Annotated in this window: 9 protein-coding genes and 1 pseudogene; 9 read left to right on the top strand and 1 reads right to left on the bottom strand. The window is 50.5% G+C overall.

Annotated elements, in window-relative coordinates:
- Positions 1–3: 3 nt before the first annotated feature.
- The 5 genes and pseudogenes from HMPREF0080_RS04890 to HMPREF0080_RS04870 all read left to right on the top strand — a co-directional run bounded on the left by HMPREF0080_RS04890 (position 4) and on the right by HMPREF0080_RS04870 (position 4,738).
- On the top strand, positions 4–1,110 hold the full coding sequence (locus HMPREF0080_RS04890; RefSeq protein ID WP_006790169.1) for an LCP family protein: 1,107 nt from the start codon (positions 4–6) through the stop codon (positions 1,108–1,110).
- Positions 1,111–1,122: 12 nt separating this feature from the next.
- Positions 1,123–1,482, top strand: a complete 360-nt coding sequence (gene rsfS / locus HMPREF0080_RS04885) for a ribosome silencing factor (RefSeq protein ID WP_006790168.1) — start codon at positions 1,123–1,125, stop codon at positions 1,480–1,482.
- Positions 1,475–2,340 (top strand): annotated as a pseudogene (locus HMPREF0080_RS04880) (CvfB family protein). Before rsfS ends, HMPREF0080_RS04880 begins: the two are co-directional and overlap by 8 nt.
- Before the next feature lie 23 nt (positions 2,341–2,363).
- On the top strand, positions 2,364–3,884 hold the full coding sequence (gene thrC, locus HMPREF0080_RS04875) for a threonine synthase (protein WP_006790165.1): 1,521 nt from the start codon (positions 2,364–2,366) through the stop codon (positions 3,882–3,884).
- Positions 3,881–4,738 (top strand): DMT family transporter, encoded by an 858-nt coding sequence (locus tag HMPREF0080_RS04870; RefSeq protein WP_006790164.1) that lies wholly within the window; start codon positions 3,881–3,883, stop codon positions 4,736–4,738. The genes thrC and HMPREF0080_RS04870 overlap by 4 nt, the downstream gene beginning before the upstream one ends.
- 109 nt (positions 4,739–4,847) lie before the next feature.
- On the opposite strand, the gene HMPREF0080_RS04865 is transcribed toward HMPREF0080_RS04870, so the two are convergent.
- A complete protein-coding gene (locus tag HMPREF0080_RS04865; protein WP_006790163.1) occupies positions 4,848–6,455 on the bottom strand; it encodes a peptide chain release factor 3 in 1,608 nt (535 codons plus the stop codon).
- Positions 6,456–6,643: 188 nt separating this feature from the next.
- On the opposite strand from HMPREF0080_RS04865, the gene HMPREF0080_RS04860 reads away from it, so the two are divergent.
- From HMPREF0080_RS04860 to HMPREF0080_RS04845, 4 genes are all read left to right on the top strand, one after another.
- Positions 6,644–7,900, top strand: coding sequence for a glycosyltransferase family 4 protein (locus HMPREF0080_RS04860; protein ID WP_040347290.1), 1,257 nt, complete (start codon positions 6,644–6,646; stop codon positions 7,898–7,900).
- 80 nt (positions 7,901–7,980) lie between these two features.
- On the top strand, positions 7,981–9,165 hold the full coding sequence (locus tag HMPREF0080_RS04855; protein ID WP_006790161.1) for an MFS transporter: 1,185 nt from the start codon (positions 7,981–7,983) through the stop codon (positions 9,163–9,165).
- A 212-nt stretch (positions 9,166–9,377) separates the two neighbouring features.
- Positions 9,378–10,580: an alanine racemase gene (alr, locus tag HMPREF0080_RS04850; protein WP_040347304.1), complete on the top strand. Its 1,203-nt coding sequence runs from the start codon at positions 9,378–9,380 to the stop codon at positions 10,578–10,580.
- A gap of 83 nt (positions 10,581–10,663) precedes the next feature.
- Positions 10,664–11,923 (top strand): hypothetical protein, encoded by a 1,260-nt coding sequence (locus tag HMPREF0080_RS04845; protein ID WP_006790159.1) that lies wholly within the window; start codon positions 10,664–10,666, stop codon positions 11,921–11,923.
- Positions 11,924–11,934: the final 11 nt, after the last annotated feature.

Genomic DNA, 11,934 nt, shown 5'->3' with positions numbered 1-11,934 from the left:
GATATGAAACGGGAAAATAAAAGAAGACCTACGGGGCGTAAACGAAATCATTCGGGGATACATAAGAGCGGCTCGACCGTTCGCAGGATCCTGATTCTTGTATCTGTTGTCCTTCTTGCATCTGTAGCGGTATTTACCTGGCATTCGCGTGATGCCGGCAATCCGTCGCCGACAGGCGGTGACAGCTTCAGCCAGGTAAGCGCCGATGTCCCCGTGTATATGCTTGTCGTCGGCGTGGATGAAGAAAATCCGCAGCAGTGTAATTTTATCGGCGTCGCCGCCGTTAATAAAGAAAAGAAACATATTGACATCATCATGCTGCCGGATAACACGAAAATTGAAGGCCGCAGGGAAAAGGGGCCGCAGACATTGGCTTCGGTCTACAGTGAAGGAGGTATAGTCCTTGTTCAGGCCGTAGTGGAGGATATGTTTCACGTCCCTGTCACCGGGTATGCCGTATTTAAAGAAGACGCGTTTATGAAGCTTATGGATATGAATGACGGCATGAATATGTACGTCGAAAAAAACATGTATCACGCGGACAGCAGCGGTACGGCGGATATCAATATTTTTCAGGGGTATCAGCATTTGGACAGCCGGGAAGCGCTCGGCTATATGCGGTATTTGGACAGTAACGGGACCTTATCGCGGACGCAGCGGCAGCTGCGCTTTGTCAAGCTTTTTCTGACAGCCCGATTAAAACATTTCGGTATTGTGAATGCTGTTGAGGCGTACCGGTTCTGGAATAATGTGACGTCGAATGTTTCCGCCAAAGATATGGCGCGTTTGGTCTATGCTTTCGGCGGCGCCGACAGTAAGGATATTTCTTTCTATATTCTTCCCGGCGAGTCGTCGCAGTTACATGATGACAAAGCCTTGGCCGACAGTGATTATTGGGTCTATGACCCCATTGAAGTACAGAAGGTTATCGGCCTGACCAACAATGCCCTGGCGGCGGATGTAGCGGCCGTTCCCGAACGCCCCGAGCCGGCGGACGATAAGAGCGGGCGCAAAGGGGAGCGTAAGGATACGGCAAAAGACGATATAAAAGACGGAAAAAAGAAGGATACCGATACACATGCAGACGGGAATAAAGTGAATAAACAATAAAGGAGAGCATACATGAATGAAATGAAAGAAGTATACCGAATAGCGGTACAGGCCGCTTATGCCAAGAAGGGCTATGATATTGCCGTCCTTGATATGAGAAGCACGTCACTGATGGCTGATAATTTCGTTATTGTCAGCGCACGGAACGCAAAACAGGCCCAGGCGATAGCCGATAATATAGACGAATTTTTAAAGAAAGACGGGTATCTTGTCCGCCATAAAGAGGGATATGCCGGTGGATCGTGGATTCTGCTTGATGCCGGTGAAACGGTCGTTCATATTTTTACGGAAGCGGAACGGGAATACTACGGCCTGGAAAATGTCTGGGCCGATGTCGAACGCATTCCTTTTGACGGTGAGCAATATGAGTAGCCCTTTACAGGAAAATACGATTGCCACGCTGAAAGTTCTGCGGCTCAGCGAGGCCGGCGCCTTCCTCGACGGCCGGACGGGAAATACGAATGACGATATCCTTCTCCATAAAAACCAGCAGACCGATGAAGTAAAGATCGGTGATAACGTAACCGTGTTTCTCTATCATGATCCGTCGGGCCGCCTTACAGCCAGTATGCGTCTGCCTAAAATTAAAACAGGTCAGATCGGGTATGCCCCGGTCATCAATACGACCCGTTTCGGCGCTTTTGTCGATGTCGGCACGGAACGGGGGATATTTATGCCGTTTGCGGAAATGAGGGGACGTCCTAAAGAAGGGGAATATATATGGGTGAAATTGTACGAGGATAAATCGCGGCGCCTCGCCGTGACCATGGAGGTGGAAGATGAAATGCGCCGCGCCTCCGTGGCGGCGACAGACGCTAAGGTCGGCGATTGGGTAAAGGTGCCGTCTACAATATGACCGAGCAGGGCGCCTATTTAATGACACGCGAGCGGTGGATCGCTTTTTTACACCGCAGCGAGTGGCGGGGACCGGTTATGATCGGTCAAATGGTGAAGGGCCGTATTACTTTTCTGCGTGATGACGGCCGCATTAATATTTCCTTGCGTAAAGTTAAAGAAGCGGCCCTTACTGATGACGGCGTGAAAATTATGGAGTTGCTTACGGCCCGCAACGGCAAGATGCCCTATTGTGATAAGACGGACCCCGCCGTCATAAAAAGTAAGTTCGGGTTAAGTAAAGCCGCCTTTAAGCGCGCGCTCGGCCATTTGATGAAAGAAGGAAAAATCCGGCAGGAAGGCGGCTGGACCTACATGAAGGAAGACCGGACATAGTATTCGTTTCAGGAGGGAGAGTTATGCAATATAGAAGCACGCGTTCAGGCGAAACGGTGACGGCCGCGTATGCTCTGCTGCACGGGCTTGCGGACGACGGGGGCCTTTATGTTCCCGAGAGTTTCCCGGTCAATGTACTGACCTATGAAGATCTGGAAGGTGCATCGTATCAGGAACTGGCGGGCCGCGTACTATCTCATTTCTTTACCGATTTTACGTCAGAAGACCTCAGTGCCATGATTGCGGCAAGTTATAATGCCGAAACATTCAGAGATGAACGTATTGTTCCGCTCCATTCCCTTGATACGGACGTGTCCGTCGCGGAACTGTTCCACGGGCGCACATTGGCGTTCAAAGATCTGGCCCTGTCTTTGTTTCCTCATTTACTGACAGCCGCCAAAAAAAAAGAAAGAGAAGAGAGAGAAATCCTCATTTTGACGGCTACCAGCGGCGATACGGGCAAGGCCGCTCTCGAAGGCTTTAAAGATGTGGCAGGCACCGATATTATGGTTTTTTATCCGTCGGAAGGCGTCAGCCCGATACAGAAAATACAAATGCAGAAGCAGCGGGGAGAAAACGTAAAGGTGGCGGCGATCCGCGGGAATTTCGATGATGCCCAGGCCTTTCTGAAACGTGTGTTTACGGATAAAACCGTCAACGCCTATGCGAATACGCGGGGTATCATGTTTTCCAGCGCCAACTCCATCAATATCGGACGGCTTTTACCGCAGGCGGTCTACTATGCTTCCACGTATGCCGCGTTGGTTGACAACGGCAGCATCAACGCGGGGGAATGCTTTGATATAGTCGTGCCGACCGGTAATTTCGGTAATATTTTAGCGGCTTATTTTGCTAAAAAAATGGGGATCCCTATCGGGCAGCTGATTTGCGCATCCAATAAAAATAAGGTTTTGGCCGATTTTTTTGAAACGGGCACATATAATATGAACCGGCCCTTCTACACGACGGCCAGCCCGTCCATGGATATTCTTCTTTCCAGTAATTTTGAACGTTTCCTTTATTATTTAAGCGGCTGCGATACGGACAAAGTGGCCGCCCGGGAAAAAAATCTTCTCGCAACGGGCACCTTGACGATCAGTGACGAAGAAATGAAGGAGGTACACGAAACCTTTGCCGGCGGCTGGATTGATGATGCCGAAACGAAACATGTCATCAATCATACATTTAATGATCGCATGTACCTTCTCGACCCGCACAGTGCGGTAGCCTACGGCGTGTATTTAAAACGCCGGCGGCAGGGCCTTACGTCGGGACGCCATACGGTTATCATGGCGACCGCGCATCCTTATAAGTTTCCGCCCGTTATTTGTGAAGCGCTGGCCGTCCCGGCCGCCGCCGATCCGTTCGAAGATCTGGAACGTCTTCGGACGCTGTCGTCCATCCCCGTTCCGGAACCGTTGCGACAGCTGGAAGAGTTACCGTTCAGGTTTACGGAGGTCATCGACAAAGAAGAGATGGCGCAAAGCGTGACTGCTTTTGTTGATACAGTGAGCGGAAAAAAAGAAAAGCGGGGATCGATTTGAACAGAGGCGTAATTTATGCTGTCCTGGCGGCCCTTTCCTTCAGTCTTCAAAATGCGACCGTCAAAGAATTGTCCGTTACAATGGGGACTGGGGAAATTGCTTTTTTCCGCGGTACCTTGAGTGCGATTATTATCATCGTGCTGATGAAAATACAGGACGTCCATTTTTCTCATGAAGACAGGCCGACATTGATCTTACGCGGTATTTTCGGCGGGTTGGGGATGATTTGCCTTTTTTACGGCCTGCGCGGCGTTCCTTTGGCCGACGCGTCTATTTTATCGCAGCTTTCGGCCTTCTTCGTGATGCTGTTTGCAGCCGTTTTTCTCAAAGAATTGATTCCTAAAGGAGCGATTTTGCCGCTTGCCGTTATTGTCTGCGGTGCGTCTCTCGTTGTCAGGCCGTGGCATTTTGACGCGTTTAACGTGTACTCTCTCTTTGTCCTGGCTCAGGCCGTCCTGGCGGCAGCGGCTTATACGACCGTGAGCAGGCTGACCGCTTCGGGAAAGCACCATCAATATGAAATCGTCCTTTATTTTCTCATTTGTGCCGCCATTGCCGGCGCCGTCCTCATGGGCAGAGATTTCCGGATGCCTGATATGACGGAATGGGGATTCTGTATTGCCTTGGGCATATTTTCGGTATTGGGACAAATCTGGATTACCCGCTCCTACATGTACGGTAATGCCGTCGGCCAGCTTTGTAGCGTATATTGCCGTTTTTTTCAATTCCCTCTGGGGGTACGTTTTTTACGGCGAGATCATGACTGCCATGACCTTAACGGGCGGCCTTCTGATTATAGGCGGCTCCATGTATCTGACGAAGTTGAAGCACGACAGGATCTCAGCGAGAAATAAAGCAGGGGCATAACCCTTTTGAGGATATAAAAAAGGAGCTGAAATGTACCGGCCTCCGCTCGTCAGCATCGGGGCCAACTTTTGGGGCGGTACAAAAAAGCTCCTTTTTTTATAACTTCTCCGACGGCGGCAGTTCATCCGGTGTCGAACAGAACAGAAAGTCCGGATTGCGTTCTCTGATCCAGCCGGCCTGCCACTCATTGGCAATTAATAAGACCGTGCGCTGTTTGTGGTCTTTGACGATCATGGCGCTGTCAATATTTTTCAAGTCCGTATATTTTCGGGTTTCAGAATAAATCCATTTTGCCACGGTATAAGACAGACGGTTCATTTCCAACGTAACGCCGTATTCGTGGAGCAGTCTGTGTTCAAGCACTTCAAACTGCAGCTGGCCGACGGCGCCGACAATATAGCTTTCCAGGGAACCGGGGTTTTCATAAATTTGCACGGCCCCTTCCTGAGCAAGTTGAGTCATGCCTTTTAAGAACTGTTTGCGCTTCAGCGAATCTTTTGCCCGTATCCGGGCAAAAAGCTCGGCCGGGAAGGTAGGGAAGTCGGCAAAGGTAACCTGTTTTTTTCCGGCGTAAAGCGTATCGCCCACGCCCAGAGAAGAGCTGTCGAAGACCCCGATAATATCTCCGGGCCAGGCGTCTTCGACCATGGTGCGCTCTGTGGCCAGAAACTGCTGCGGCTGCAGGAGACGGAGTTGTTTGCCGGACTGTCTGTGCGTTACGGTCATACCTTTTTCGAATGTACCGGAGCAGATGCGCATAAAGACGATACGGTCATGATGCTGAGGGTTCATGTTGGCCTGGATTTTAAAGATAAACGATGTGAACTGTTCGTCCGTCGGCTCGACCGTTCTTTCTTTTGCCTGCCGCGGCTGCGGCTGCGGGGCCAGTTCGAGGAACTTTTCCAAAAACGGTTTTACGCCGAAGTTTGTCATGGCGGAACCGAAGAACATAGGCGTGAGCGTGCCGTTCTTTATTTTTTCCATAGAAAATTCGTCGCCTGCCGCGTCCAGCAGTTCAATGTCGTCGATAAGAGAGCGATGGACCTCTTCCGACAGCAGTTCTTTAAATGCGGGATCGGCGGCGGAACCCTTGGTGGAGGATAATTTACGCTGCCCGTGATTCGTGTCTTTGGCAAAAAGTTCTATAGATGACGTCGTGCGATCGTAAATGCCTTCGTAACTGCCGTTAACGCCGAGGGGCCAATTCATGGGATACGCATGAATGCCGAGGACAGTTTCGATTTCGTCCATTAAATCGAACGGATTGCGGCCGAAGCGGTCGATTTTGTTGATGAAAGTAAAGATGGGGATGCCTCGTTCACGACAGACTTTAAACAGCTTCTTCGTCTGTTCTTCAACCCCCTTGGCGACGTCGATAAGCATGACGGCACTGTCGGCGGCCATGAGCGTGCGGTACGTGTCTTCACTGAAATCCTGATGGCCCGGCGTGTCGAGGATATTGATACGGCGGCCTTCATAATCAAACTGCAAAACGGAGCTGGTTACGGAAATGCCGCGCTGTTTTTCAATTTCCATCCAGTCCGAAACCGCGTGTTTAGCCGTTTTTCGCGCTTTTACGGAACCTGCCAGATGGATAGCGCCGCCGTAAAGGAGGAGCTTTTCGGTCAAAGTGGTTTTTCCCGCGTCGGGATGCGATATAATGGCAAAGGTTCGCCGTTTATTTACTTCTTCAATTAAGGACATGGGACACCTCGTCAGTCTGTTCTGAAAGTATGCAAGTACTACTTATTATATAAGGTTTTGCAGGGAGTAGCAAGATTTTAAACCGTTCCGCCGACAGGGAAGAAGCAAGTATCGTTCCTGTTGATAAAAGTCTGACCGGAAAACGCCGTTGTGTTATAATGGTAAAAATTCAGTTTATGAGGTGTTTTATGAGAATTTTACATTGTCTGTCCCAATTGCCGATGAAGACGGGCAGCGGCGTTTACTACGATACCGTCATTGCTTACATGCGGCAGTTCGGGCATGAAAATGCCGCTCTCTACGGGGTACAGGAACCGTTTGCGCCGGCGCCGGCCTGTTCAATGGCGTTTCCCGTACAGTTTAATACGGATAGCCTGCCGTTTCCCGTTCCCGGAATGAGTGACGAAATGCCTTATCCTTCGACAGTCTACAGTGAAATGACGGATGAGCGGATAACTGTCTATCGTACCGCGTTCCGCCGTCGTCTGGAAGAGGCGAAAAGAATCTTTCAGCCGGATGTCGTTATTTCGCATCATCTTTTTATTATGACGGCCGTCGTGCGGGACGTGTTTCCGGATACTCCCGTTATCGGCGTAAGCCACGGCACGGACCTGCGGCAGCTGAAAAAACATGAGCGTTTCAGGCAGTATGTATCTGCGGCGGCGGAATTGGAGGCCTACTGGGCGCTCGGCAAAAATGATAAAAAATGTATTGCCGAACTCTTCGGCATACCTGCAAAGCGAATAAAAATTATGGGCGGCGGCTTTAAGGATTCCGTTTTTTTTGCCGAAAAACCCGGGCCGGAAAAACGGGAACGCTTGATTAAAAAGGCTCCGCTTGTTGTCTATGCCGGAAAAATTTCCCGTTCAAAGGGGATCTTTGAATTCGTTCAGGCCTTTGCGGGAGCGCAAAAAGAATTTTCGCGGCGTCATCGGACGGAGCCTGCACGGCTTTTATACATCGGCAACGGGACGGCGGAGCAGATCGATGAACTGAAACGTCTGTCGGGATATTGTCCGAATCTGGCTTTTCGGCCGGCTATGCTCCAGCCCGAATTGGCGGCTCTTTTGCGCCAGGCCGATTTTTATGTGCTGCCTTCTTACTACGAAGGCATCGCTCTTACGGCGGTTGAAGCCATGGCCTGCAATTTACCTGTCATTACAACTGAAATCGCGGGTCTCATGGAGCTGCTCGGACCGGTTGTCAATGCTTCCGGCTTCATTGAATATGTCGGATTACCGCGGCTTTATGAGGTGGATAAGCCCGTTGAAGAAGATATACCGGCTTATATAGACCGGTTGACAGAGGCCGTATTGCGTCAATTCGAACAATGGGCCGCCGGAAAATCCATGCCGCCGGAAGTGAGAAAGGAAGTGGAGAGTCATTCATGGCACGAGATCGTCAAGCGAATGGAAGGTGAGCTCAGGACGCTGGTCCAAGCATAATCGTTACGACTGTCCTGCCTTTGCGCTGCAGGCCGTTTACCCTTATAATTACTGTAATATGATTTTCTCAATGAGGTGGAATGATGGCTGAAAGTTCTTCTTTATGGACCCGTAATTTCATTTTGATGACGGCGGCTAACGGTCTTCTCTTCGCCAATTTTCACAGTCTTGTCCCGACGATGGCTATGTATGCCGCGTCGCTCGGCGCATCGGGCGGCGAGATCGGGATTATAACGGGTATTTTCGCCGTTTCCGCTATTTTTGTGCGATTTTTTACGGATGAACTGGTCAGACGCTGGGGCAGACGGCTTTGTTTTTTCGGAGGTCTGTTCTGTTCTGTAGCGGCGACAACGGGATATGTCTTGTTTCCCGAATTTCATGCCTTGTTGGCCGCGCGCATTCTTCACGGGTTCGGCTTCGGCCTGAGCACCACCTTTGCCGCCGCTCTGGCTGTTGAAATAGTGCCTCCCGCACACCGGGGCGAAGGGTTGGGGTATTTCGGCCTCGGCAATACCATTTCCATGGGTACGGCGGCGGCTGTGGGCGTGGCCGTTTTGACAAGCGTCGGGGCGTTTGCCCTTTTCGGGTTGTCGACGGCGTTTATCATCTTATCCATTGTGCTTTTCCGGGCGTGTCTGCGCGGCTGTTGTCCTCCCGAACGAAACGTTTGCTCGGGGAACCCGCATATACCGCTGCGGGAACGGGTTGTTGAGCCGGGAACGGGAATTGTGGCTCTATACTCCGTGATCTTCGGTTTCGGCTTCGGCAGCGTTAATACATATCTGCCGCTGACGGCTTTGGAATTGGGAATAGAAGGCAGCGGCATGTTTTTTGTTATCGGCACCGCCTTTACCTTTCTTTCCAGATTGATCGGGGGAAAACTGTACGACAGGCGGGGACCGTTTTTTGTTATTTTGCCCGGTGCCGTGCTTTATGCCGCCGCCTTGTATATAGTGATTGAAGCGCAGAATCTGCCTGTGCTGCTTGGTGCTTCCGTCTTTTACGGGCTCGGCGCCGGCCTTCTCATGCCGTCCCTCATGACCTGGATTTTCACGCTCGTATCTGCCGAGCGGCGGAACGGGGCGAGTGCGACCTTTTATAATATGATGGATCTGGGGACCTGCCTGGGTATTGTTTTATTAGGGATCCGGGCCGGTTTTACGGGATATGTCAAGATTTTTAATATAGTATTTGCAGTGTTCGTCATTTTTGTTATGCTTATAGTGGCAACATGGTATAGGAAAAGACACTGTCGGCAAGGGTAAGTTTCCCGTTACCCGGAAAAAAACTCCGTGAATGGTCGGCGCTGTTCCGTCTGCGCCGGTTTACATATAGCGGTAAACGGGGGCATAATTATTTTTTATTATTTACACTGTACGCATATTGCTTTATAATTTAACGTGAATGGAGATATTTTTATTTCTTTAATACGGCGCATGGGATACCCGGTCGTAAAAGTAAAGAGAGGATGATGGAAATGACTCAGCTCACGACGGCGGAAGTGACGGAACAATATACGCGACGGCCTGTCTGGGTAGAAATCGATCTGGACAGAGCGGCGCGCAACATGCAGGAAATTCGTAAGATTACCGGCCCGGATCGGCTCATTACGGCTGTCGTCAAAGCCGATGCCTATGGTCACGGCGCGGTGACGATGGCTGAGGTTTTTTTGGAAAACGGTGCCGATCGGTTGGCTGTTTCCAGCATGGATGAAGGCGTAGAACTGCGGCGTGCCGGAATAGATGTGCCTGTTCTCATCCTGGGGCACACGGCCGGTGAACGGGCGGAAGAGTTGATTTCCAACGATATTGATGCCGCCGTTTTTACGTATAGGGATGCGAAAGCTTTTTCCGATAAAGCCGTTGAACTGGGCAAAAAGGTGAAATTCCATATTGCCGTCGATACGGGGATGGGACGCATCGGCTATGTACCGTCGCCCGGCGCGGTAGGCGAGGTGAAGGAAATCGCGGCGCTGCCGAATGTCGTTATGGAAGGCATTTTCACTCACTTCAGTGAAGCAGATATTAAGGATAAGACATGGGCCAATGAACAGTACAAACGCTTTGCCGATTTTGTTGATGCCCTGAAAAAGGCCGGTGTCACCTTTAATGTTTGCCATTGCTGTAACAGCGCGGGAACACTTGAATTGCCCGATTTTCATCGGGATATGATTCGCCCCGGCATTATTCAGTACGGCTATGATGTATCCGATGAAGTGCTTGTCGATCCGGATAAAATCAAACCGGTTATGAGTTTCCATTGCTGTATCAGTCATATTAAAACCATATATGAGGGCGATACGGTCGGATACGGCCGCCACTTTAAGGCGGAAAAGCCGACGAAAATAGCAACATTGCCCGTCGGTTATGCTGACGGCTATGCGCGTATCCTTTCGCGCAATACGGATGTATTGATCCACGGCAAGAGGGCGCCTCAGGTAGGCAATATCTGCATGGATCAGTGTATGGTCGATGTCACGCATATTCCCGATGCGAAAGTCGGGGACGAAGTCGTTCTCTTCGGTGAGCAGGACGGCGCGGTTATCCCGTTGAGCGAACTTGCCGAAAAAATGCACACCATCGTTTACGAGCTGACATGCAATATCAGCCGCCGTGTGCCGCGAGTATATATAAGAGGCGGAAAGATTGTTAAACGGGTGGAATACCTGACGCATAAATAAGGTCGGGTTATAACGGCAGTCTCTGCGAAAAACGGGGCTGCCGTTTTTATATAACAACACTTTTGTAAAGGAGAGAATTATTTATGCAGGAATTTCAAGCTTTTCTAACGGCAACCCCCGTGTTCGCCCTCTTCATCCTGTGCGCGCTGTACGCTGTCGGTGAATTCGTGGGGACTTACACAAAAGCGTGGGTGCCGTCGGTTTTTGTTATCGCCGTCTTGTTCCTCGTCGGCTATTGGACATTTTTACCGAAAGACGTCGTCAAAATAGGCGGGCTGGGCGCCCCTCTGGGCGGCATTATCGCCATTATGATGGTCATCGTGCATATGGGGACGGCCATCAGCCTGAAAGAATTGGGCAAACAATGGAAAATTATCATCGGTTGTCTGGCCGGGCTTGCCGGTATGATTATTTTTTGTTTGGTTCTCGGTTTTACGGATGTCATTGATTTCAATTATATCATTGCCGGCCTGCCGCCTTTGACGGGCGGTATCGTTGCCGCCACTATGATGCAGGCCGCCGCGCAGGAACTGGGGCTTGAAAAGGTAGCGGTTCTGGCTATCTGCATGTATGTCTGCCAGGGATTTGCGGGATACCCGTTAACCGCCGTTATGCTGAAAAAAGAAGGCAATCGCCTTCTTAAGGCCTATCGGAACGGGGAGATGACGGACACTGCGGACAGCGGTACCGTGGATGAAGCTAACGGCAAAATGGCGGAAACGGGCGGGACACTTAAGAAAAAGCCGTTCCCCCGGATTCCGGATAAATATTATTCCGTTACGTATTCACTGGCTACCATTTGCCTTATTGCCACGCTTTGCATTGTCGTCGGCAACTGGACCAAGTCGTTCATGGGCGCCTATGCCGTTAATCCGGCCGTACTCGCCGTTGTTTTCGGTATTATCGCCACGGAGCTGGGCTTCCTGCGTTCGAACATTCTCGTGCAGAACGGTTGTTTTAATTTTATTATGTTTATTGTCATGATTTTTATCTTTAACGGTTTAAACAGCGCTTCGCCGACACTGCTGGCAGGGATTCTCGGACCTATGGTGCTGATCATTATCGTCGGCGTCATCGGCATGGTCCTTTTTTCCTATGTAGTATCCAAATTCTTGAAAATCAGCTCGTACATGGCTATTGCAGCCAGCTTGACGGCCCTCTACGGCTTCCCGCCGAACTACGTGTTAACCGATGAATGTACGACGGCGCTGGCGGAAACGGCGGAAGAAAAGAAGTTTTTAATGAATGCCATGCTGCCGCAGATGATCGTCGGCGGGTTTGTAACGGTCACGATCACTTCCGTTATTATCGCATCGCTCTTTATCCCGCTCCTGCAACCGTAAATTTTAGGAGG

The organism is Megasphaera geminata F0357 (assembly GCF_000239275.1).
GTDB classification, from domain to species: Bacteria; Bacillota; Negativicutes; order Veillonellales; family Megasphaeraceae; genus Megasphaera; species Megasphaera geminata.
This window is presented reverse-complemented; position numbering and strand designations above follow the sequence as displayed.